Origin of the sequence: Streptomyces xiamenensis, assembly GCF_000993785.3 — a bacterium.
Taxonomy (GTDB): domain Bacteria; phylum Actinomycetota; class Actinomycetes; order Streptomycetales; family Streptomycetaceae; genus Streptomyces; species Streptomyces xiamenensis.
Genome location: NZ_CP009922.3, coordinates 876,025 through 896,721 on the forward strand (window position 1 = coordinate 876,025; position 20,697 = coordinate 896,721).

Genomic DNA, 20,697 nt, shown 5'->3' on the forward strand with positions numbered 1-20,697 from the left:
CGGGCGTCAGGAGGGCCCTTGGGCCTTCTTCCCTATGCTGAGGCCATGCTCGATGAACCTCGTGCCGGGCGGTTCGCCGCCTGGGGCAACGCTCTGCTGGCCGGTTTGGTGTCCCCCGACGAGGCCGCCACGCGTGCGGTGGCGGACGATGCCTCGCACCGGGTGGTGGAGCTGCCCGGGGAGCCGGGGCCGGTGGGGCTGACCCTGGCCTTCGGCCGGCTGCGGGCGCTGGGCGTGGCGGGGCTGCGGATCGCGCTGCCCGCGCCCGGGCATCCGCTGGGCCTGTGCGGGCCGCCGGAGTTCAACGAGCGGGCGCTGGAGGCCGGGGAGGCGGTCCTGGCCGCGGGCGCCCCCGGACGGGCGGCGGGGGCGGACACGGCGCTGGGGCTGATTCCGGAGGTGAGCGCGGCCGGCCCGGCCGGGGACGTGCTGACCCAGGTGGTGTGGCGCTGCGTGCCGGTACGGCAGGCGCCGCCGGCCGATGTGCCCTCGCTCGGTGAGGCGGAGCGGGAGCTGAACGAGGTGCTGCGGGAGACGACTGCGGCGCTGATGACGCTGGATGTCGCGGGGGCGGGGGCGGCGACCCGGGCACGTCTGGACGCGTACCGGGCGCGGATGGAGCGGGGTCGGCAGCTGCTGGCGCCGGGGTATCCGCCGCGCGCGGCGCGGGTGCTGGAGCTGGCGCAGCGGGTGGCCGGGCTGGTGGAGCTGGCCGGGGGCGGCGATCACGGGGGGGCGGTGAGCGCGGCGGAGATCGCGGAGCGGGACCGGCTGCTGCGCCCGGTGGAGCGGGCGGCGCGGCGGGCGCGGGTGGCGGCGTACAACGCGTACGCGGAGGAGCTGGAGCGGCAGCGCGGCTGAGGGGCGCGGGCGGGACGACATGAGGGCAGGCCGTGCTGTGCTGTGCTGTGCCGGAACGGATCACGGCCCCGCGGGGGATGGGATCCGCGGGGCCGTGATGACCGTGGGGGGTGGCGTCAGACGATGGCGCCGACGTTGCCGAACGCCGGGTTCAGGATGCCGATCACGTTGACGGTGTTGCCGACGATGTTGATCGGCACGTCCACCGGGATCTGAACGATGTTGCCGGAGATGACACCCGGCGAGTGGACGGCCCCGGCCTTGGCGCTCGCGCCGCCGTGGGCGGTGGCCATGCCGGCGGCGCTGCCGACGGCGACACCGGCGACAGCGAGCACGAAAGCGGCCTTCTTCGCAGTGTTCATGACGTGCGATCCTCCTGGGACGGTTCTTGGCGGTGACTCCGACGGAAGAGCCACGCGCTGCACAACGCTGGGCGTGTCCGGATGACACGGGGGCGCCGGGCGACAACCGCCGTTCGGCCCAATAGGCCGATCAGCTGCGCGCGCGACCGCCCGTCCTCAGGAGATGGACCCGGTGGGTCAGTGGGCCAGGCCGAAGTTGCCGAAGGCCGGGTTCAGCAGGCCGATGACGTTGACGGTGTTGCCGACGACGTTGACGGGCACGTGGATGGGGGCCTCGACCACGTTGCCGGAGATGACGCCGGGCGAGTGCACGGCGTTGCCGTGGGCACCGGAGGCGGCGGTGGCCACACCGGCACCGGCGGCGGCCAGACCGCCGGCCACGGCGGAGACGACGGCGATCTTCTTCATGCTGTTCATGAAACGAACCTTTCGGACGCTGCCGCGGCCAGGTTGCCGCGGCATGTCCTGCAGAACGCGTCACGCCCGATCGGGTTCCGCCATGTGGGGGACATCCACTCGACCGAATGAATCCCGCGCCGGATCGCACACCTGTCGGGGCGAGCCGGCCGCTACGCCGCGCGTCAGTCGGCCACTCCGTGCCGTACCGCCCACAGCGCCGCCTGGGTGCGGTCGGCCAGATCCAGCTTCATCAGGATGTTGGACACGTGGGTCTTCACGGTCTTCTCCGACAGCACCAGGTCACGGGCGATCTCCCGGTTGGAGCGGCCCCGGGCGATCAGCGCCAGCACCTCCCGTTCCCGCTCGGTGAGCTGCCCGCCGCGCCCGCTGCCGCCGTACGGCGTCTCCTGGGCCAGCAGCGCGCCGGCCACCTCGGGCTGCAGGAGCACATGCCCGGCGTGCACGGAACGGATCGCCCCCGCCAGCGCGGTGGGGTCGATGTCCTTGTGGACGTAGCCGGCCGCCCCGGCGCGCAGCGCGGGGACCACGGTGCGCTGCTCGGTGAAGCTGGTGATGATCAGCACCCGGGCCGGGTTGCCCAGCTCGTGCAGCTTGCGCAGGGCCTCCACACCGTCCCCGCCGGGCATCTTGACGTCCATGAGCACCACGTCGGGGCGCAGTTCCTCGGCCCGGGCCACCCCGGCGGGGCCGTCCGCGGCCTCACCGACCACCTCGATGTCGTCCTGGATCTCCAGGAAGGTGCGCAGCCCGCGCCGTACGACCTGGTGGTCGTCGACCAGCAGCACACGGATGACGTCAGACACCGGGTACCTCCATCTCGATCACGGTGCCCGCTCCGGGCGCCGAGCGCACTGTCAGGGCGCCGCCGACCGCCTGGGCACGGTCGCGCATGGAGACCAGGCCCAGGTGCCGCCCCGCGCTGCGCACCGCCTCCGGGTCGAAGCCGGTGCCGTCGTCGCTGACGCGCAGCACCGCCCGGCCGCCGGGGTGCTGGTCGAGGCTCACGGTGACCTTGGCCGCCGCGGCGTGCCGCAGCGCGTTGTGCAGCGCCTCCTGGGCGACCCGCAACAGGGCCTCCTCCTGGGCGGCGGGCAGCGCCTTGGCCTCACCGGCGACCAGGGTGACCCGGGCCGGGTGGGCGCGGTCCAGGACCTGGATCTGGGCGCGCAGGGTGGCGACCAGGCCGTCCTCCTCCAGGGCGGCGGGGCGCAGTTCGATGACGGCGGCGCGCAGTTCGTCGGTGGCCTCGGCGGCGAGCCGGGTGACCTGGCGCAGTTCGCTGCGGGCGCGGGTGGGGTCGCGGTCCATGAGGGTGGTGGCGGCCTGGGCGGTGAGCCGCAGCGAGAAGAGCTTCTGGGCCACGGCGTCGTGCAGTTCGTGGGCGAGGCGGGCGCGTTCCTCGGCGATGGTGAGCTCGCGGCTGCGTTCGTACAGCCGGGCGTTGGTGAGGGCGATGGCGGCGTGCTGGGCGAGGATGCCCAGCAGTTCCTCGTCCTCGGCGGTGAAGGCGCAGCCGTCGCCCGGGGTGCGGCGGTGTTCGGGGGTGCCGCGCTTGGTGGCCAGGAAGATGGCGCCCAGGACCTCGTCGCCGTCGGCGATGGGCATGCCCAGGAAGTCGGACATCTCGGGGTGGGCGGCCGGCCAGCCCTCGAAGCGCGGGTCCTGGCGGACGTCGGCGAGGCGTACGGCGGTGGCCTCGTGCAGCATCGCGGCGAGGATGCCGTGCTGGCGGGGCAGCGGGCCGATGGCCTTCCACTGGCGGTCGCTGATGCCGTCGACGATGAACTGCGCGAAGCCGCCGGCGCCGTCGGGTACGCCGAGGGCGGCGTAGCGGGCGTCGAGCAGTTCGCGCGCGCTGGAGACGATGGTCTGCAGCACGTCGCGCACCTCCAGGGTGCGGTTCATGGCGAGCAGGGCGGCGCTGACGGCGGCCAGGCCGGTTCTTCTGACCATGGGGGGAACGCTACCGGGGCGGAGGGCCCGGGCGGATCGGTCCGCGGCGGTGGGTGGGTGCGTCGGGGGTCCTAGGACCGGTGGACGACACGACGGTGGTGGCGCCCCGTGCGGGGTGCCACCACCGTCGTGGGTGGAGCGTGCGGGGTGCCGCGCGGTCGCGGTGCCCGGTGTCAGTCGCGCATGACCTCGGGCTCGTGGCGGCGCAGGAACTTCATCACGAGGAAGCCGCAGGCGACGCCGAGGGCGATCAGCATGGAGACGTCCAGGAGCCACCAGCCGGCCGCGTGGTTCCACAGCGGGTCGCCGCCGGCGTCGGGGTCGGCGATGGAGGCGGTGAGGGTGTTGAGGTCGGCGGTGGTGGCGGTGCCGGCCAGGGCCCAGCGGGAGGGCATCAGCCAGGCGAGCTGTTCCACGCCGAGCTTGCCGTGCACCTCGAAGAGGGCGCCGGTGAACACCAGCTGGACCACGGAGATCATCACCAGCAGCGGCATGGTCATCTCGGAGGTGCGCACCAGCGAGGAGATGACGAGGCCGATCATCATGGAGGTGCAGCCCAGGACCATGATCACCAGGGTCATCTCCAGCGCGGGAGAGCTGGTGAACAGCACGCCCTCGGCGGGCATCTCGCGGGGGCCGAAGCCGATGGCGCCCAGGATGGCCGCCTGGAAGATGGTGACGATGCCCAGCACGAAGACCTTGGACATCAGATACGCGGAGCGGGAGAGGCCGACCGCCCGTTCGCGTTCGTAGATCACCCGTTCCTTGATGAGTTCCCGTACGGCGTTGGCGGCGCCGGAGAAGCACATGCCGACCACGAGGACCAGCAGGATGATGCTGGCCTGGCTGTTGCGGCCGCCGTTCTCCGGTCTGCCGTAGCCCAGGCCGAAGTCGGCGGGGATGGCCAGGGAGACGGCGCCCAGGATGACCGGCAGGGCGACGGTGAGGCCGAGGAAGCCCTTGTCGGCGAAGATCACCGCCGCGTATCTGCGCATCAGGGTCCACACCTGGGAGCCCCAGGTCTGGGCCTTCTGTTCGGCGGCGGCGGCCACCGGCTGGAAGTTGGCGGCCTGCGGCTGCACGGCGTCGAGGTCGGCCGCGTATATCTGGTAGTGCTGCGAGCCGCGCCAGCGGCCCATCCAGTCGTAGTCGCGGTAGTTCTCGAAGGCGGAGAAGACGTCGGCCCAGTTGTCGTAGCCGAAGAAGTTCAGCGCCTCGTCCGGCGGGCCGAAGTAGGCGACGCCGCCGCCGGGGGCCATGACCAGCACCCGGTCGCACAGGCCGAGCTCGGCCACCGAGTGGGTGACGACCAGGACGGTGCGGCCGTCGTCGGCCAGGCCGCGCAGCAGTTGCATGACGTCGCGGTCCATGCCCGGGTCCAGGCCCGAGGTCGGCTCGTCCAGGAAGATCAGCGACGGCTTGGTGAGCAGTTCCAGGGCGACGGAGACGCGCTTGCGCTGGCCGCCGGAGAGCGAGGAGATGCGCTTGGTGGCGTGGATGTCGAGCTTGAGTTCGCCGAGCACCTCCTCGACCCGGGCGTTGCGCTCGGCCTCGGCGACGTCGCCGGGGAAGCGGAGCTGGGCGGCCAGCCGCAGGGCCTGCCGGATGGGCAGTTCCTTGTGCAGGATGTCGTCCTGGGGGACGAGGCCGATACGGTGCCGCAGCTCGGCGAAGTGCGTGTACAGGTTGCGGTGGTCGTACAGCACCTCGCCGTAGGTGGCGGGGCGGTAGCCGGTGAGGGCGCGCAGCAGGGTGGACTTGCCGGATCCCGAGGGGCCGATGACGCCGATCAGGGACTTCTCGGGGACGCCGAAGGAGACGTCGTTGAGGATGGTGGTGCGGCCGTTGTTGACCTGGACGGTCAGGTGGCGCGCCGAGAAGGAGACCTCACCGGTGTCGACGAACTCCTGGAGCTGGTTGCCGACCAGCCGGAAGGTGGAGTGGCCGATGCCGACGGTGTCGTTCTGGCCCAGGTAGCGGCGGCCGTTCTTGTCCATCCGCTGGCCGTTGACGTACGTGCCGTTGTGGCTGCCGAGGTCGTGCAGCTCGTAGCGGCCGTCCGAGTGGGCCAGGAATTCGGCATGGTGGCGGGAGACCTGGAGGTCGGAGACCACCAGTTCGTTCTCCAGCGCACGGCCGATGCGGGTGACCTGGCCGACCGCCAGGTGGTGGAACGTGGTGGCGCCGCGGTCGCCCGCGCCGGCCGGGTCGGCGCCCGGCTGGTGGCCGGGGGGCTGGTGACCGGGCGGCTGGTGCGGCGGCATGGCGGGCGCGTGGCCCGCCATCACGGGCACCGGGTCCCCGAACGCCTGCTGCGGGGCCTGCTGCGGTTGCTGGTACTGCTGGTGCTGCTGCGGCTCCTGCTGTTGCTGTTGCTGGGGGACGGGCGCGGTTCCCGAGAAGGTGAGCCGCGGTCCGTCGGTGGCGTTGCCCAGATGGATGACCGATCCCGGGCCGAGTGGCAGTTCCTGGACGCGCTGCCCCTGGGCGTAGGTCCCGTTGGTGCTGCCGTGGTCCTCCAGGATCCAGTTCTGGCCGCCCCACCGCACCGTGGCATGCCGCCAGGAGACCCGGGCGTCCTGCAGGACGAGGTCGCCCTGCGGGTCCCGCCCCACTCCGTATGACCGGGTCGGGTCCAACGACCAGGTCTGACCGTTCAGTTCGAGTACGAGTTCTGGCACTCCATGCCCCACAAAGTTGTCCCCCGACCGACCCCCTCGACATGAGGGTCCGGGATGGTCGAACACCGTCCAGGCACTATTCCAGTCCCGGGCCGGAAACGGAAAGTCGGGCCCGGATAGTCACGGAGCTGGTGCGAAGCGTCGGCAACTCTGTGACCTTCCTCTCCGTTCCTCCGCATGGCGGCCCGTGGTCATCGTCCCGCAACCGGGAGCGACTACCGTGGTGGGCACCATGATCCCCGCACAGACGCCCACGCTGCTGGTGAAGATCTTCGGCAGGGACCGGCCGGGTCTGACCGCCGGTCTCTTCGAGACGCTCGCCGCCTTTCATGTGACGGTCATCGACATCGAGCAGGTCGTGACACGGGGCCGCATAGTGCTGTGCGCCCTGGTGAGCGCGCCGGCCGGCGGCTCGGGGACGGAGGGCGAACTGCGTGCCACCGTCCACGGCTGGGCCGAGGGCCTGGGCATGCAGGCCGAGATCATCTCGGGTCTGGGCGACAACCCGGCCCGGGGCGACGGCCGCTCCCACGTGACGGTGCTGGGCAATCCGCTCAGCGCGGAGGACACCGCCGCCATCGCGGCCCGGATCACCGGCTGCGGCGGCAACATCGACCGGATCTTCCGGCTGGCGAAGTATCCGCTGACGGCCGTCGAGTTCAATGTCTCCGGGGTGCCGACCGAGAAGCTGCGCACCGAGCTGGCGACCGAGGCGTCGGTGCGGTCCATAGACGTGGCGGTGGTCTCGGCCGGGCTGCACCGGCGCGCGCAGCGTCTGGTGGTGATGGACGTCGACTCCACGCTCATCCAGGACGAGGTCATCGAGCTGTTCGCGGCGCACGCGGGCTGTGAGGAGCAGGTCGCCGAGGTGACGGCGGCGGCGATGCGCGGGGAGCTGGACTTCGAGCAGTCGCTGCACGCCCGGGTGGCGCTGCTGGAGGGGCTTGACGCCTCGGTGGTGGACAAGGTGCGCTCGGAGGTGCGGCTGACCCCGGGGGCGCGCACCCTGATCCGTACCCTCAAGCGGCTGGGCTACCAGGTGGGGGTCGTCTCGGGCGGCTTCACCCAGGTCACGGACGCGCTGGCGGAGCAGCTGGGTCTTGACTTCGCCGCGGCGAACACGCTGGAGATCGTGGACGGGAAGCTGACCGGGCGGGTGACCGGGGAGATCGTGGACCGGGCGGGCAAGGCGCGGCTGCTGCGGCGGTTCGCCGATGCGGCCGGGGTGCCGCTGGCCCAGACGGTGGCGATCGGGGACGGCGCGAACGACCTGGACATGCTGAACGCGGCCGGGCTCGGGGTGGCGTTCAACGCGAAGCCGCTGGTGCGGCGGGCGGCGCACACCGCGCTGAGCGAGCCGTTCCTGGACACGGTGCTGTATCTGCTGGGGATCACCCGGGAGGAAGTCGAGGCGGCGGACGCCGGGAGCTGAGGCTCCGGTGGGCTCCCGCCGCCGGGGGTGTCAGGAGTGCGGCGTCCAGAAGGCCACCAGGCGGGCCACGCCGTGTTCCACGGATTTCCAGTCACCGGTGAAGGCCAGCACGGCGAGGGACGCGGTGGGGAATCCGGAGCGGTTCATCCGGGAGAGCACGTCCCCCTCCGACTCGCCCGCGAGGGCGTCGGCCAGTGCGTGCAGTCCGGGGTTGTGGCCGATGAGCAGCAGATCGCGCACCTCGTCGGCGGTCTCGTTGACGAGGGCGATCAGCTCGCCGAGCGAGGCCTCGTAGACCCGGTCCTCGTAGACGGTGCGGGGCCGCTGGGGCAGTTCGGGGACCGCCAGCTTCCAGGTCTCCCGGGTGCGGACCGCGGTGGAGCACAGGGCGAGGTCGGGGGTGACGCCGGTGCCGGCGAGCCATCGGCCCGCCACCGGGGCGTCCTTGCGGCCCCGCTCCGCCAACGGGCGATCATGATCGGAGACGTCGGGCCAGTCGGCCTTGGCGTGTCGGAAAAGAACGATCCTGCGGGGTGCGTCAACGCTCATGTGTCCCAGCTTTGCATGAAACGTGCCCTGGGGTGACGGCCGTTGGAGAACCCGGGGGAAGCGGGAGCCGGCCTCAGCCGAGCCAGCTGCTCCTGGCGTGCTCGACCAGCTGGGAGACGGGCTGCGGCCCGCCGCTCGCATCGGCCTGGGCACTGGCGGCGAGCAGGAACAGCAGGGCGCTGAACGCCGCGACGGGCAGGGCCAGGGCCCACCAGCGCAGCCGGATGTCGCTGCCGGCCGCCGCCCGGTGGCGGGGGTTGGTCATCAGGGCCGTGCGACCGCTCATGGGCGCGCCTCCATCCGTGGTCCGCGGGGTCATCGCCGCGATACGTCCACGGTAGGCGGGCGGGCTCTTCGGGCCCATCGGGTAAGCCACCCACGCTCCCCTGACGATGGCCCCCTAGGGGATGGTGGGGCCTGCCCCACCGCCGGTGCGCCGGGGCGGGGCCGCCCGGTCAGTTGCCGGCGGCGAAGGTCGCGATCACCCCGATCACGACGCTGACCGCGAGCATCACGCCGAGGATCCGCAGCAGGGTGCGCTGTCCGCCGGTGGGGTTCGGTTCAAGAGCTGGCATGGGCCCAGTCTGCCATTCACGCGCCGTCCTCGATGTGCCGGTCCCGGCCGGCCAGGACGCCCGCGACGATCTGGAGGGCCATCAGCGTGGCCATGAACAGCAGCGGGAGGCTCCAGCTGCCGGTGGTCTCGTTCAGCACGCCGACGATCAGCGGTCCCGGCAGCGAGATGAGGTAGCCGGTGCTCTGGGCGAAGGCGGACAGCCGGACCACTCCGTGGGCGCTGCGGGCGCGCAGCCCCAGCATGGCCAGGGCCACCGGGAAGGAGCAGTTGGCGATGCCGAGGAGGGCGGCCCAGGCCCAGGCGCCGCCGTGCGGGGCCAGCCACAGCCCGGCGTATCCGGCGAGGCCGCAGGAGGCCAGCACGGTGAGCAGCGGGCCCTGTCGGCGCATCCGGGTGGCCAGGCGGGGGACGACGAAGGACAGCGGGACGCTCAGGCCCATGGCGACGGCGAACAGGACGCCCGCGGTGCCGGCGGGGACTCCGGCGTCGCGGAAGATCTGCGGCAGCCAGCCCATGATGATGTAGGCGGCGGTGGCCTGGAGGCCGAAGAAGCAGGCGAGGGCCCAGGCGGTGGGCGAGCGCAGCAGGCGCACGGGGGTGCCGTCGGGGCGGGTCATGGTCGTGGTGGCCCGGGCGGTGCCGTTGCCGGCCGCGGCGGCTGCGGGGGCGGGGGCGGCCGGTACGGCGCGGCCGCGGATGAGCACGGTCAGCCAGACGGTTGCGGCCAGCACCGCGGGGAGGGCCCAGACGCCGATGCCCAGCCGCCAGCTGTCGCCCAGGGCGCTCGCCACCGGCACGGTGATGGCCCCGGCTCCGGCGGCGCCCAGGGACAAGGCCATGGTGTAGAGGCCGGTCATGCTGCCGATGCGGTCCGGGAAGTACCGCTTGACGATGACCGGCATCAGGATGTTGCTGACCGCGATGCCGGCCAGGGCGAGGGCGCTGGAGGCGAGGAAGACGCCGGTTCCGCCGGCCAGGGAGCGCAGGCCGAGTCCGGCGGCGACGGCGGCCATGCCGGCGGCGACGACCGCGACGGGGCCGTATTTGCGGGACAGGGCCGGGGCGGTGATGCCGAAGACGGCGAAGCACAGGGCGGGTACGGAGGTGAGCAGCCCGGCGACGGTGCCGCTCATGCCGAGGTCGGCGCGCACCTCTTCGAGCAGCGGGGCGAGCGCGGATATCGCGGGGCGGAGGTTGAGGGCCGCCAGGGCGAGGCCGACGGCGAGGAGCCACGGCGCCACGGGGGTGATCACCGTGGCGAGTGCGGTACGGAGCGGAGTCCGGCCGGCTGCGGGTGCGGGTGCGTCCTCTGCGGAGATACGGTCATGCTTCGCCAACGACATGACCTCATCATAGAATCATCCAATGAATGGGTCATTAAGAGATTCCTGCAGCTGACAGGAGAACCATGTCACTCACCTCCCCCCGCCGCTCGGCCCTCGCCGACCAGGTGATCGACCAGTTGCGGAACGAGATCACCTCGGGCGCCTGGCCGGTGGGATCGCGCATCCCCACCGAGCCCGAGCTGGTCGAACAGCTGGGGGTGGCCAGGAACACCGTCCGTGAGGCCATCCGCGCACTGGCCCACAACGGGCTGCTCGACATCCGGCAGGGCTCGGGCACCTATGTGGTGGCCACCAGCGAACTGGCCGGGGTGATGCACCGCCGGTTCGCCGACGCCGACCCGCGCCATGTCGCCGAACTGCGCGGCGCGCTGGAGACCGCCGCCGCCCGGATGGCCGCCGAGCGCCGGACCCCGGCCGATCTGCGCCGCCTCGACGCCCTGCTCACCACCCGCGAGGCCGCCTGGCGCACCGGGGAGGTCGAACGGTTCGTGGAGGCGGACGCCACCTTCCACCTGGGGATCGTCAAGGCCTCCCACAACGAGGTGCTCACCGGCCTGTACGCCGACCTGGGCACCGTCCTGCGCACCTTCCTGCGCCACGACGTGGGCGACCAGCTCGACCCCGAGTCGTACATGGACCACGCCCGGCTGCTGACCGCCGTCCGCGAGCGGGACGCCGCGCGGGCCGAGCGCGAGGCCGCCGCCCACACCCGGACCTGCCGCGCCTTCACCGCGGCGGCCGCCGGGGCCTCCTGAGACACCACGCGGCGGCGGCCGGTACGGAAGGGTCTCCCCTCCGTACCGGCCGCCGCCGTGTTCAGCCGTGCCGTGCTCAGGCACCCATCATGTGCACGCCACCGTCGACGTGCACGATCTCGCCGGTGGTCTTCGGGAACCAGTCCGACAGCAGGGCCACCACACCGCGGGCCGCGGGCTCGGGGTCCTCGAGGTCCCAGCCGATCGGCGAGCGGGTGTTCCACACGTCCGCCAGCTCCTCGAAACCGGGGATCGACTTGGCCGCCATCGACTTGATGGGGCCGGCCGAGACCAGGTTGACGCGGATGTTCTTCTCGCCCAGGTCACGGGCGAGGTAGCGCGAGGTGGCCTCCAGCGCCGCCTTGGACACGCCCATCCAGTCGTACTTGGGCCACGCCACCTGGGCGTCGAAGTCCATGCCGACCACCGAGCCGCCGCGCTGCTCCAGCAGCGGAAGCAGCGCCATCGTCAGCGACTTGAGGGAGTAGGCGGAGACCTCGACCGCCGTGGCCACCGACTCCCACTCGGTGTTGAGGAAGTTGCCGCCGAGCGCGTCCTGCGGCGCGAAGCCGATGGAGTGCACGACACCGTCGAGCGAGTCGACGTGCTCGCGCACCGCGTCGGCCAGCGAGGCCAGCTGGTCCTTGTTCTGCACGTCCAGCTCGATCACCGGCGCCGGCTTGGGCAGCCGCTTGGCGATCCGCTCCACCAGGGAGAGCCGCCCGAAACCGGTCAGGACGACCTCGGCACCCTCCTGCTGGGCCAGCTTGGCGGTGTGGAAGGCGATCGACGACTCGGTGAGCACCCCGGTGACCAGGATGCGCTTACCGACAAGAAGTCCACTCATGGTTCAGTGCCCCATGCCCAATCCGCCGTCAACGGGGATGACGGCTCCGGTGATGTACGCGGCCTCGTCGGAGGCCAGGAAGCGGACCGCGTTCGCGATCTCATCGGGCTGGGCGTAACGGCCCAGCGGCACCTGCTCCACGATGCCCGCGCGCTGCTCGTCACTGAGCACCCGCGTCATGTCGGTGTCCACGAACCCGGGGGCCACCACGTTGCAGGTGATGTTCCGGGAGCCCAGCTCGCGGGCGAGGGAGCGCGCGAAACCGACCAGACCGGCCTTGGAGGCCGCGTAGTTGGCCTGCCCCGCCGAGCCCATCAGGCCCACCACCGAGGAGATCAGCACGATCCGGCCGGTGCGCGCCCGCAGCATGCCCTTGGAAGCGCGCTTGACCATCCGGAAGGTCCCGGTGAGGTTGGTCTCCACGACCGAGGCGAAGTCCTCCTCGGACATCCGCAGCAGCAACTGGTCGCGCGTGATGCCGGCGTTGGCCACCAGCACCTCGACCTTGCCGTGCTTCTCCTCGATCTCTTTGTATGCCTGCTCCACCTGCTCCGGTTCGGTGATGTCACACCTGACCGGCAGCACGCCCCGCTCCACCAGTTCCTGGGGCGGTTCTCCGGAACGGAAGGTAATGGCGACCTTGTCACCCGCGTCCACGAGGGAACGGGCGATGGCCAGGCCGATTCCGCGGTTCCCTCCGGTGACGAGTACCGAGCGACTCAAGGGATCACCCCTTCTCTGCGACATGTGCTCGCCACCAAACTAGCCCGCCCGGTAGAGCGGACAGGGATCGGGGGCTGACAGGCGCAGTGCCGGGGGCCTGTGGGATTCCTACATCCGCGGCGCCATTTCGGCAGGATGCAGCAGACATTCGCACCACACGGTCTTGCCCTGCGGCGCACTGGCCACACCCCAGGCGGCGGCGAAGGCGTCCACCAGCAGCAGACCGCGGCCGTTCTCCTGCTCGCCGCCGAAGGGGCGCAGCACCGGGTAGCGGTCCGCCCGGGAGTCGGTCACCTCGATCCGCAGCGGTACGGCGGCGGCACCCTCGCGCGGGCCCGCCGCGCCACCGGGCGCGAGGGCGGCCATCGCCACGGCCAGGGTGAAGCCGCGCCCCGGGGCGGACCCGTGCCGTACGGCGTTCGCGGCGAGTTCACCGACCAGCAGGGCGACGGTGCGGGCGGCGGGGCAGCCGGCCGGAACGCCCCACTGGGCGAGCCGGTCCCCGACGAGCTGCCGGGCCTGGCGTACGGCGTGCGGGGTCGCGCTGAACGACTTGCTGAACGACGTCATGGCCTCGGTGGGGATCAGCTCCTGCTCCATGGACCGAGCGTGGCGAAAACAAGCCCCGGCTAGCCAGTCCCGCTCCGGACATGAGTCGCTACTCTCGGCAGTCGCGGAGGGTTCCGCCGCAGGTGGCGGGGGCGTGGGGAAAGGATGTCCCGGGCCGCGAAAAGCGCTCGGAATATGACGCCCGCAGGGGACAACCGCTGGTCGGACGGCAGTTGGGGCCGGCAAGGGCCGTCGCCGCTGGTGCGGCGGATCCATTACGGTTCGCACATGTCCGAGCAGCCGCCGATATCCCCGCCGCCGAGCCTTCCTCCGGGCCCGCCGCCCGGGCCGCCGGGGCCGGTTCCCGGCCATCCGCCGCCGTACCCGCGGGGATACCCGGGGCCCACCGGCTACCCGCCCCCGTACGCCGGGCCCCATCCCCCGCCTGGGTACGCGTATCCGGCGCAGCCGCCCCCGTACGTGATCGTGCCGCCGCCCGGCCCGGTGCACCCCGGCTACGGTCCGCCGCTGTCCGTGCTGGCCCGCCCCGCGTACCGGCTCTACGCGCGGCTGGTGGACTTCGGTCTGCTGCTGGTGCTGTTCTTCGCGCTGCTGTGGACCGGACTCGCACTGGCCGGCGACGACTCGGGCGAGCGGGGCGCGAACGTCCTGTGGTCGGTGTGGTTCGCGCTGGGTTATCTGCTGCTGTACGACCCGCTGGCGCACTGGCTCACCGGTGGTCGCACGCTCGGCAAGTGGCTGTTCGGGTTGCGGGTGGTCCGGCTGCGCGACGGCGGCCGGGTCGGGCTGCTGCGCGGCATCGGCCGCGAGTGGTCGTATCTCTTCGGCACCCTGTTCGCCGGATTCATCGCCGGCGCCGGGGCGCTGATCGCCGCCTGGTGCCTGTGGGACGCCCCCTTCAAGCAGGGGCTGCACGAGAAGCTGGCCGACACGGTGGTGATCGGAACCCGGCCCGGGTCGGCCGTTCCCCTCCCGCCGGTACCGGGGCAGGTGAGGTGACGGACGCCCGCCCAGGGGCGTTCTCCCGGTTTCCGCCTGGGCAGCGGCGCGCCGAACGGGCATGATCGGTGGTTCCCGGGGGCTGTGCCATGCCCCGGACCACCCAAGATGGCCATGGACAGGAGAGACTGTGCCCCCATCCATCGATGAGAGCTTCCTCGCGCTTCCGCTGCGACAGCTCGCCGATGCCGCCCTCGCGCGGGCGAAGGCGCTGGGCGCCGAGCACGCGGACTTCCGCTTCGAGCGGGTGCGCAGCGCCAACTGGATGCTGCGCAACGCCCGTCCGGCCGGCTCCTCGGACGTCACCGACACCGGATACGCGGTCCGGGTGGTGCACGGCGGCAGCTGGGGTTTCGCCGCCGGTGTCGATCTGACGATGGACGCCGCCGCGAGGGTCGCCGGGCAGGCCGTGGCGATGGCGAAGCTGTCGGCGAAGATCAGCGCGGCGTCCGGGTCCACCGCCCGGGTGGAGCTGGCCCCCGAGCCCTCCTACGGCGAGCAGACCTGGGTCTCCTCCTACGAGATCAACCCCTTCGACATCCCCGACGCGGAGAAGACCGCGCTGTTCGCCGACTGGAGCGAGCGGCTGCTGGCGGCGCCGGGGATCAGTTACGTGGACACCCGGCTGTGGGCGGTCCAGGAGAACAAGTTCTACGCCGACACCGCCGGTACCGTCACCACGCAGCAGCGGGTGCGGATCAATCCCGAGCTGACCGCGACCGCCGTGGATTCCGCGAGCGGCCGGTTCGACACCATGAACACCCTGGCGCCGCCCGCCGGGCGCGGCTGGGAGTACCTGACCGGCACCGGGTACGACTGGGACGCGGATCTGGAGCAGATCCCGTCGCTGCTGGCCGAGAAGCTGGCCGCGCCGTCGGTGGAGGCCGGCGCGTACGACCTGGTGGTGGACCCGTCGAATCTGTGGCTCACCATCCACGAGTCGATCGGGCACGCGACCGAGCTGGACCGGGCCCTGGGCTACGAGGCGGCCTTCGCGGGCACCTCGTTCGCGACCTTCGACCAGTTGGGGAAGCTGAAGTACGGCTCGCCGCTGATGAATGTGACGGGTGACCGCACCGTCGAGCACGGCCTGGCGACCACCGGCTTCGACGACGAGGGGGTGCGCACCCAGTCCTGGGACGTGGTCAGGGACGGCACCCTGGTCGGGTACCAGATGGACCGGCGCACGGCGCGGCTGCAGGGTTTCGACCGCTCCAACGGCTGCGCGTTCGCGGACTCCTCCTCCCATGTGCCGATCCAGCGGATGGCGAACGTCTCGCTCCAGCCGGACCCGCAGGGGCCGGATACGGCGGGGCTGATCGCCGGGGTGGAGCGCGGCATCTACGCGGTGGGCCGCAACTCGTGGTCCATCGACATGCAGCGCTACAACTTCCAGTTCACGGCGCAGCGGTTCTTCCGGATCGAGAACGGCCGGCTGGCCGGCCAGCTGCGGGACGTCGCCTACCAGGCCACGACCACCGACTTCTGGGGCTCGATGGAGGCGGTCGGCGGGCCGCAGACCTATGTGCTGGGCGGCACCTTCATGTGCGGCAAGGCCCAGCCGGGCCAGGCGGCGGCGGTCTCGCACGGCTGCCCGTCCGCGCTGTTCCGGGGCGTCAACATTCTCAACACCACCGCGGAGGCGGGCCGATGAGCGGGAAGAACAGCAGGCCGCACGAGATCGTGGAGCGGGCGCTGGGACTGTCGCGCGCCGATGGTCTGGTGGTGCTCGCGGAGGAGAACTCCAGCGCCAATCTGCGCTGGGCGGGCAACTCGCTGACCACCAACGGGGTCACCCGGGGCCGGACACTGACCGTCATCGCCACGGTGGACGGGGCGCGGGGCACCGCCGCCGGGGTGGTCTCGCAGGGCGCGGTGACCGACGCCGATCTGGAACCGCTGGTGCGGGCCGCCGAAGAGGCCGCGCGGCAGGCGCCGGCCGCCGAGGACGCCCGGCCGCTGCTGACCGGGGACGGCGCGCCGGCGGGCGCGGATGGCGGCTTCACGGAGGAGCCGCAGGTCACCTCGCCGGAGATCTTCGCGGAGTTCGCGCCGGCGCTCGGCGAGAGCTTCGCCCGCTCACGGGCGGCGGACCGGGAGCTGTTCGGTTTCGCCAGCCACGACATCACCTCCACCTACCTGGGCACCTCGGGCGGGCTGCGGCTGCGGCACGACCAGCGGGCCGGGCACGTGGAGATCAACGCGAAGTCCCCGGACCGTACCCGCTCCTCCTATGTGACGGTGCCCACCGCCGACTTCTCGGACGTGGACGTGGCCGCTCTGGAGGCGGACCTGGCACGGCGGCTGGGCTGGGCGGAGCGGCGGGTGGACCTGCCCGCCGGGCGGTACGAGACGCTGCTGCCGCCGTCCTCGGTGGCCGATCTGCTGATCTACCTGTACTGGACGGCGGACGCGCGACGGTCCCACGACGGCCGTACGGTGTTCAGCCGCGCGGGCGGCGGCACCCGGGTGGGCGAGAAACTGTCCGGGCTGCCGGTGGACCTGTACAGCGATCCGGCGGCGGCCGGGGTGGAGGCGGCGCCGTTCCTGATCGCGCACGCCTCGGGGGGTGGTCTGACCCCCGAGGTGTCGGTGTTCGACAACGGGCTGCCGCTGGGTCGTACCGACTGGGTGCGGGACGGGGTGCTGCGGCAGCTGCCGACCACCCGGGACTCGGCGGAGGTGACCGGGCTGCCGGTGGCGCCGCTGACCGACAACCTGCTGCTGGAGGCCGGGGGGACCCGTTCCCTCGACGAGCTGGTGGCGGACACCGAGCGGGGCCTGCTGATCACCTCGCTGTGGTACATCCGCGAGGTCGATCCGGCCACCCTGCTGCTGACCGGACTGACCCGCGACGGGGTGTACCTGGTGGAGAACGGGGAGGTGGCGGGGGTGGTGAACAACTTCCGCTTCAACGAGTCCCCGGTGGACATCCTGGCCCGGGCCACCGAGGCAGGGCGCACCGAGGTGACCCGGTCGCGGGAGTGGGGCGACTACTTCCCGCGGACCGCGATGCCCGCGCTGCGGGTGCCGGGCTTCAACATGAGCTCGGTGAGCCCCGGGGTGTGACCACAAGGGCTGTCCCGTCCTCCCCGCCGGGCGCACGGCGCCGGCCACGGCACCTCGCCGCGTTGCCGGACCGCCCGAGTACGCCCGGTACGGGGGCCATCCAGCGCCTTGCGATGCACCGCGTCTGACACCGTGCGCTGGCCCGGCGCGGATGACGGGACAGCCCTTAGACTCTGCCTGTTGTTCTTGTTTTCCTTTCCGACCGTCGACCTTCAGGACTGAACGTGACACGCCTCGGCGACTCCGTGCAGCGCGCATCCGCGCTGCTCGCGCAGGACCTCTCCTCCGACACCACCGTGCGGCAGCTGCTGGAGGAGACGGGATCGCGGCGTTATCTGGACCTGACCGATCTGCCGGCGAGGGAACAGGCGGAGCTGATCGCGGCCCGCGCGGTCGAGGTGCTGCCGTCGGTGGACAAGCTGGCGGCGGACATCGAGGCGGCGCGGGCCGAGGGGCGCGGGCTGCACGTGAAGCTCGGCATCGACCCGACGGCGGCCGACGTGCACCTGGGGCACGCCGTGCCGGTAATCGTGCTCAGCCGCTTCCAGCGGATGGGCCACCGGGTGACGCTGATCATCGGCGACATCACGGCGAAGATCGGCGACCCGTCGGGGCGTTCCGCGGAGCGGCCGCCGCTGTCGGACGAGGACATCGCGGCGAACCTGGCCGGCTACCGGGGCCAGGTGAAGCCGTTCTTCGACTTCGAGCGGGTGGAGTTCCGGCACAACAGCGAGTGGCTGACCGGGATCACGCTGCCGAAGCTGATCGGGGTGCTGGCACAGGTGCCGGCGTCCTCGCTGCTCCAGCGCGAGGACTTCCGCACCCGCCTGGAGGGCGGCCACGGGCTGACCATGTCGGAGCTGATCTACCCGGTGGCGATGGCGATCGACTCGGCCGAGATCGACGCGGACATCGAGCTGGGCGGGGTGGACCAGCTGCTGAACATGCAGATGGGCCGCCGCGTGATGGAGATCTACGGGCTGAAGCCGCAGCTGGTGGTGACGATGCCGCTGGTGGAGGGCACCGACGGCACCGGGGCCAAGATGTCGAAGTCCAAGGGCAACTACGTGGGGCTCTCGGCGCCGGCCGACGATGTGTTCGGCAAGATCATGTCGGTGCCCGACCGGCTGATGGAGCCCTACCTGCGCGCGTGGACCGAGTGGACCGATCCGGAGATCACCGGGGCGCTGGCCCGGGTGGCGGACGGTTCGCTGCACCCGATGGACCTGAAGAAGGTGCTGGCCGGGGAGATGGTGGCCGCGCTGTACGGGGTGGAGTCGGCGATGGCGGCGCGGGCCGGATTCACCGCCCAGTTCTCGAAGAAGAGCTTCACCGAGGTGGCCGCGCTGCCCGAGGTCGAGCTGGCCGAGCACGGCGCGGAGCGCGTCGACACGGTGCTGACGAAGGTGCTGGAGTTCACCGCGTCCTCGTCGGCGGCGCGTCGGCTGGCCAAGCAGAACGCGCTGCGGCTGGTGCTGGAGTACGGCGACGGCGAGCAGCGTGCCCAGGTGCTGGGCGAGGCGGCGGTGACCCGGTCGCTGGCGGAGGTGGCCGAGGAGGCGACCGCCGCGCAGGACACCGGGGAGCGGCCGGCCGGGGTGTACCTGAAGGCCGGGCGTAAGCTCGCACTGCTGGTGCGCCGCTGATCCAGGGCGGCGGCCGGCTCCGAGTGAGGAGTGTGCGGCATGGCGCGGTGGCGGCGGAGCGGGGCCCCGGATGCGTCCGTTTACCGGATCACCGGGGCCCGGCGCGGGCTTGCGGAGGATGTGCGCGGCCGGCAGCGACGTTATGTCATTTCCATGTTGATCCGTACGGCTGCGGTCCTTCTCACATTCGTGCTGTGGGACCTCAGCAGGCCGCTTGCGGTCGCAACTCTGGCGGTGGGAACGGTCATGCCGTACATCGCGGTGGTGATCGCGAATGCGGGCCGGGAAAACTCTCCGGCCATGCCGTCCACCTTCATCACCAGCGCTTCCCGATCGGCGCTGCCACCGGTGACGGATTCCGCACCGGAGACCAACAGACAGCGCGAACAAGCTCCTTGATGTATTCAGTTGCGAAGCTCAAGAAAAGCTCAACGGAAATTGGGCTGTTCGGCTGCACACCGGCGTGCATTGCATGTCATACTTCAAGAGCGCTCCGTATCCCCCGTCGGAGCGACGGACCGACGCCGGGCGGCTCCCCCCGTGGCTGCCCGGCGTCGCCATGTCCGGAGTCAGGGTGTTGGATGGATTCCGTGTCCGATGAACCCACCAGCGATGATCCGCTGATCTGTTCCGCCAAGGGCTGCCGTGCGCCCGCCGCCTGGGTCGTGGCCTGGAACAATCCGAAACTCCACACCCCCGAGCGCCGCAAGACCTGGCTGGCGTGCGAGGAACACCGTGAGCATCTCGCGCAGTTCCTGAGCGTGCGCGGGTTCTTGAAGGACGTGGTGCCGCTCGCACAGTGGCAGGCGGCCGAGCGCTCCGGAGAGGGCTGACCGGCGGGCGCGGGCGCCTCAGCCGCCGATGGCGGACATGGGGCGCTGCGGCTGGAGGAAGGACGGGTCATCGAGCCCGGAGCCGGCCTTCTTGCCCCACATCGCGGTGCGCCAGCGCGCGGCCAGCTGCGCGTCGTCGGCGCCGTCGCGCAGCGCACCGCGCAGATCGGACTCCTCACGGGCGAACAGGCAGGTACGCACCTGCCCGTCGGCCGTCAGCCGCGTGCGGTCGCAGGTGCGGCAGAACGGCCGGGTGACGGAGGCGATCACCCCGACCCGGTGCGGTCCGCCGTCCACCACCCAGCGTTCGGCGGGCGCGGCGCCGCGTGCCGCCTCGCTCTCGGGGACGAGGGTGAAGCGGGCGGCGAGGTCGCGCAGGATGTCCTGCGCGGTGACCATGGTGTCGCGCTGCCAGCCGTGCTGCGGGTCCAGGGGCATCTGTTCGATGAAGCGCAGTTCGTAGTCGTGCGCGATGGCCCAGGCCAGCAGGTCCGCGGCCTCGGTGTCGTTGACGCCGGGCATGAGCACGGTGTTGACCTTGACCGGGTCGAGCCCGGCGGCGCGGGCGGCGGCGAGACCGCGCAGCACGTCGGCGTGCCGGTCGCGGCGGGTGAGGGTGCGGAAGGTGTCCGCGTCGAGGGTGTCCAGGGACACATTGACCCGGTCCAGGCCCGCGGCGCGCAGCGCGCCCGCCACCCGTTCCAGGCCGATGCCGTTGGTGGTCACCGAGAGCCGGGGGCGGGGTGACAGCGCGGCGCACCGCTCCACGATGGACACCAGACCCGGGCGCAGCAGCGGCTCACCGCCGGTGAACCTGACCTCGGTGACGCCGAGTTCCCGCACGGCGACGGTCACCAGGCGGACGATCTCGTCGTCGGTCAGCAGTTCGGGCTTGGACAGCCAGCGCAGGCCCTCTTCCGGCATGCAATAGGTGCACCGCAGATTGCAACGGTCGGTCAGGGAGACCCGCAGATCGGTGGCGACGCGGCCGTAGGTGTCCGACAACATGTTTGGCAGGGTACGTCACCCCTGTGACAGGGCGGTCAACTCCCGGCGGCGGTGGGGGCGCTGTCG

At 71.9% G+C, this 20,697-nt stretch carries 22 protein-coding genes; 9 read left to right on the forward strand and 13 right to left on the reverse strand.

The genetic code is table 11. The features are described 5' to 3' along the window. The first annotated feature begins 45 nt into the window (after positions 1 to 45). A complete protein-coding gene (locus SXIM_RS03915) occupies positions 46 to 861 on the forward strand; it encodes a hypothetical protein (protein ID WP_030733782.1) in 816 nt (271 codons plus the stop codon). Between the two features lie 116 nt (positions 862 to 977). Here SXIM_RS03915 and SXIM_RS03920 read toward each other — a convergent pair whose 3' ends face one another. The 5 genes from SXIM_RS03920 to SXIM_RS03940 form a co-directional block, all read right to left on the reverse strand. Next, a complete protein-coding gene (locus SXIM_RS03920) occupies positions 978 to 1,223 on the reverse strand; it encodes a chaplin (protein ID WP_030733784.1) in 246 nt (81 codons plus the stop codon). Between the two features lie 177 nt (positions 1,224 to 1,400). Then, positions 1,401 to 1,640, reverse strand: a complete 240-nt coding sequence (locus tag SXIM_RS03925) for a chaplin (protein WP_030733786.1) — start codon at positions 1,638 to 1,640, stop codon at positions 1,401 to 1,403. A gap of 164 nt (positions 1,641 to 1,804) precedes the next feature. Next, on the reverse strand, positions 1,805 to 2,446 hold the full coding sequence (locus SXIM_RS03930) for a response regulator (protein ID WP_030733788.1): 642 nt from the start codon (positions 2,444 to 2,446) through the stop codon (positions 1,805 to 1,807). Beyond that, a complete protein-coding gene (locus tag SXIM_RS03935; RefSeq protein WP_030733790.1) occupies positions 2,439 to 3,596 on the reverse strand; it encodes a GAF domain-containing sensor histidine kinase in 1,158 nt (385 codons plus the stop codon). The genes SXIM_RS03930 and SXIM_RS03935 overlap by 8 nt, the downstream gene beginning before the upstream one ends. A 173-nt stretch (positions 3,597 to 3,769) precedes the next feature. Further along, positions 3,770 to 6,277, reverse strand: a complete 2,508-nt coding sequence (locus SXIM_RS03940) for an ABC transporter ATP-binding protein/permease (RefSeq protein ID WP_030733792.1) — start codon at positions 6,275 to 6,277, stop codon at positions 3,770 to 3,772. 232 nt (positions 6,278 to 6,509) lie between these two features. Here SXIM_RS03940 and serB point away from each other — a divergent pair, with 232 nt between their 5' ends. Next, positions 6,510 to 7,709 (forward strand): phosphoserine phosphatase SerB, encoded by a 1,200-nt coding sequence (gene serB, locus SXIM_RS03945; protein ID WP_030733794.1) that lies wholly within the window; start codon positions 6,510 to 6,512, stop codon positions 7,707 to 7,709. A gap of 30 nt (positions 7,710 to 7,739) precedes the next feature. Here the strand turns inward: serB and SXIM_RS03950 are convergent, their stop codons facing one another. The 4 genes from SXIM_RS03950 to SXIM_RS03960 form a co-directional block, all read right to left on the reverse strand. Further along, positions 7,740 to 8,258, reverse strand: coding sequence for a SixA phosphatase family protein (locus tag SXIM_RS03950; RefSeq protein WP_030733796.1), 519 nt, complete (start codon positions 8,256 to 8,258; stop codon positions 7,740 to 7,742). Positions 8,259 to 8,331: 73 nt separating this feature from the next. Further along, positions 8,332 to 8,544, reverse strand: a complete 213-nt coding sequence (locus SXIM_RS03955) for a hypothetical protein (RefSeq protein WP_030733798.1) — start codon at positions 8,542 to 8,544, stop codon at positions 8,332 to 8,334. Between the two features lie 169 nt (positions 8,545 to 8,713). Continuing rightward, a complete protein-coding gene (locus tag SXIM_RS28490) occupies positions 8,714 to 8,833 on the reverse strand; it encodes an SGM_5486 family transporter-associated protein (RefSeq protein ID WP_262832665.1) in 120 nt (39 codons plus the stop codon). Between the two features lie 16 nt (positions 8,834 to 8,849). Then, on the reverse strand, positions 8,850 to 10,178 hold the full coding sequence (locus tag SXIM_RS03960) for a CynX/NimT family MFS transporter (protein ID WP_030733800.1): 1,329 nt from the start codon (positions 10,176 to 10,178) through the stop codon (positions 8,850 to 8,852). Positions 10,179 to 10,243: 65 nt separating this feature from the next. Here SXIM_RS03960 and SXIM_RS03965 point away from each other — a divergent pair, with 65 nt between their 5' ends. Next, the gene (locus SXIM_RS03965; RefSeq protein ID WP_030733802.1) at positions 10,244 to 10,936 is read left to right on the forward strand and encodes a FadR/GntR family transcriptional regulator; all 693 of its coding nucleotides are present in this window, start codon (positions 10,244 to 10,246) and stop codon (positions 10,934 to 10,936) included. 76 nt (positions 10,937 to 11,012) lie between these two features. Here SXIM_RS03965 and fabI read toward each other — a convergent pair whose 3' ends face one another. The 3 genes from fabI to SXIM_RS03980 all read right to left on the reverse strand — a co-directional run bounded on the left by fabI (position 11,013) and on the right by SXIM_RS03980 (position 13,106). Then, complete coding sequence (gene fabI / locus SXIM_RS03970) at positions 11,013 to 11,783, reverse strand: enoyl-ACP reductase FabI (RefSeq protein ID WP_030733804.1); 771 nt, start codon at positions 11,781 to 11,783, stop codon at positions 11,013 to 11,015. Between the two features lie 3 nt (positions 11,784 to 11,786). Next, complete coding sequence (gene fabG / locus SXIM_RS03975) at positions 11,787 to 12,506, reverse strand: 3-oxoacyl-[acyl-carrier-protein] reductase (protein WP_043177904.1); 720 nt, start codon at positions 12,504 to 12,506, stop codon at positions 11,787 to 11,789. Positions 12,507 to 12,614: 108 nt separating this feature from the next. Continuing rightward, entirely contained in the window at positions 12,615 to 13,106 is a 492-nt protein-coding gene (locus SXIM_RS03980; protein ID WP_046722952.1) for an ATP-binding protein, read from the reverse strand. Positions 13,107 to 13,343: 237 nt separating this feature from the next. Between SXIM_RS03980 and SXIM_RS03985 the strand changes: the two genes are divergently transcribed. The 6 genes from SXIM_RS03985 to SXIM_RS04010 all read left to right on the forward strand — a co-directional run bounded on the left by SXIM_RS03985 (position 13,344) and on the right by SXIM_RS04010 (position 19,623). After that, positions 13,344 to 14,075 carry an RDD family protein gene (locus SXIM_RS03985; RefSeq protein ID WP_148236064.1) on the forward strand — a complete coding sequence of 244 codons (732 nt, stop codon included), beginning with the start codon at positions 13,344 to 13,346 and terminating at the stop codon, positions 14,073 to 14,075. 130 nt (positions 14,076 to 14,205) lie between these two features. After that, positions 14,206 to 15,729: a TldD/PmbA family protein gene (locus tag SXIM_RS03990; RefSeq protein ID WP_030733812.1), complete on the forward strand. Its 1,524-nt coding sequence runs from the start codon at positions 14,206 to 14,208 to the stop codon at positions 15,727 to 15,729. Further along, entirely contained in the window at positions 15,726 to 17,144 is a 1,419-nt protein-coding gene (locus SXIM_RS03995; protein WP_046722956.1) for a metallopeptidase TldD-related protein, read from the forward strand. The genes SXIM_RS03990 and SXIM_RS03995 overlap by 4 nt, the downstream gene beginning before the upstream one ends. 224 nt (positions 17,145 to 17,368) lie before the next feature. Then, positions 17,369 to 18,790: a tyrosine--tRNA ligase gene (gene tyrS / locus SXIM_RS04000; RefSeq protein ID WP_030733816.1), complete on the forward strand. Its 1,422-nt coding sequence runs from the start codon at positions 17,369 to 17,371 to the stop codon at positions 18,788 to 18,790. Between the two features lie 39 nt (positions 18,791 to 18,829). After that, a complete protein-coding gene (locus SXIM_RS04005) occupies positions 18,830 to 19,189 on the forward strand; it encodes a DUF3099 domain-containing protein (protein ID WP_078635598.1) in 360 nt (119 codons plus the stop codon). 182 nt (positions 19,190 to 19,371) lie between these two features. Beyond that, the gene (locus SXIM_RS04010; protein WP_046722958.1) at positions 19,372 to 19,623 is read left to right on the forward strand and encodes a hypothetical protein; all 252 of its coding nucleotides are present in this window, start codon (positions 19,372 to 19,374) and stop codon (positions 19,621 to 19,623) included. Between the two features lie 18 nt (positions 19,624 to 19,641). On the opposite strand, the gene moaA is transcribed toward SXIM_RS04010, so the two are convergent. Further along, entirely contained in the window at positions 19,642 to 20,631 is a 990-nt protein-coding gene (gene moaA / locus SXIM_RS04015; RefSeq protein WP_030733822.1) for a GTP 3',8-cyclase MoaA, read from the reverse strand. Between the last annotated feature and the right edge of the window lie 66 nt (positions 20,632 to 20,697).

Coding starts and splice junctions, on each gene's coding strand:
- SXIM_RS03920 (WP_030733784.1), bottom strand. CDS start 1,223: ATGAACACTGCGAAGAAGGCCGCTTTCGTGCTCGCTGTCGCCGGTGTC.
- fabI (WP_030733804.1), bottom strand. CDS start 11,783: ATGAGTGGACTTCTTGTCGGTAAGCGCATCCTGGTCACCGGGGTGCTC.
- serB (WP_030733794.1), top strand. CDS start 6,510: ATGATCCCCGCACAGACGCCCACGCTGCTGGTGAAGATCTTCGGCAGG.
- SXIM_RS03955 (WP_030733798.1), bottom strand. CDS start 8,544: ATGAGCGGTCGCACGGCCCTGATGACCAACCCCCGCCACCGGGCGGCG.
- SXIM_RS03985 (WP_148236064.1), top strand. CDS start 13,344: ATGTCCGAGCAGCCGCCGATATCCCCGCCGCCGAGCCTTCCTCCGGGC.
- SXIM_RS04005 (WP_078635598.1), top strand. CDS start 18,830: ATGGCGCGGTGGCGGCGGAGCGGGGCCCCGGATGCGTCCGTTTACCGG.
- moaA (WP_030733822.1), bottom strand. CDS start 20,631: ATGTTGTCGGACACCTACGGCCGCGTCGCCACCGATCTGCGGGTCTCC.
- SXIM_RS04010 (WP_046722958.1), top strand. CDS start 19,372: ATGGATTCCGTGTCCGATGAACCCACCAGCGATGATCCGCTGATCTGT.
- SXIM_RS03935 (WP_030733790.1), bottom strand. CDS start 3,596: ATGGTCAGAAGAACCGGCCTGGCCGCCGTCAGCGCCGCCCTGCTCGCC.
- SXIM_RS03925 (WP_030733786.1), bottom strand. CDS start 1,640: ATGAACAGCATGAAGAAGATCGCCGTCGTCTCCGCCGTGGCCGGCGGT.
- SXIM_RS03960 (WP_030733800.1), bottom strand. CDS start 10,178: ATGTCGTTGGCGAAGCATGACCGTATCTCCGCAGAGGACGCACCCGCA.
- SXIM_RS03980 (WP_046722952.1), bottom strand. CDS start 13,106: ATGGAGCAGGAGCTGATCCCCACCGAGGCCATGACGTCGTTCAGCAAG.
- SXIM_RS03950 (WP_030733796.1), bottom strand. CDS start 8,258: ATGAGCGTTGACGCACCCCGCAGGATCGTTCTTTTCCGACACGCCAAG.
- SXIM_RS03995 (WP_046722956.1), top strand. CDS start 15,726: ATGAGCGGGAAGAACAGCAGGCCGCACGAGATCGTGGAGCGGGCGCTG.
- SXIM_RS03915 (WP_030733782.1), top strand. CDS start 46: ATGCTCGATGAACCTCGTGCCGGGCGGTTCGCCGCCTGGGGCAACGCT.
- SXIM_RS03965 (WP_030733802.1), top strand. CDS start 10,244: ATGTCACTCACCTCCCCCCGCCGCTCGGCCCTCGCCGACCAGGTGATC.
- SXIM_RS28490 (WP_262832665.1), bottom strand. CDS start 8,833: ATGCCAGCTCTTGAACCGAACCCCACCGGCGGACAGCGCACCCTGCTG.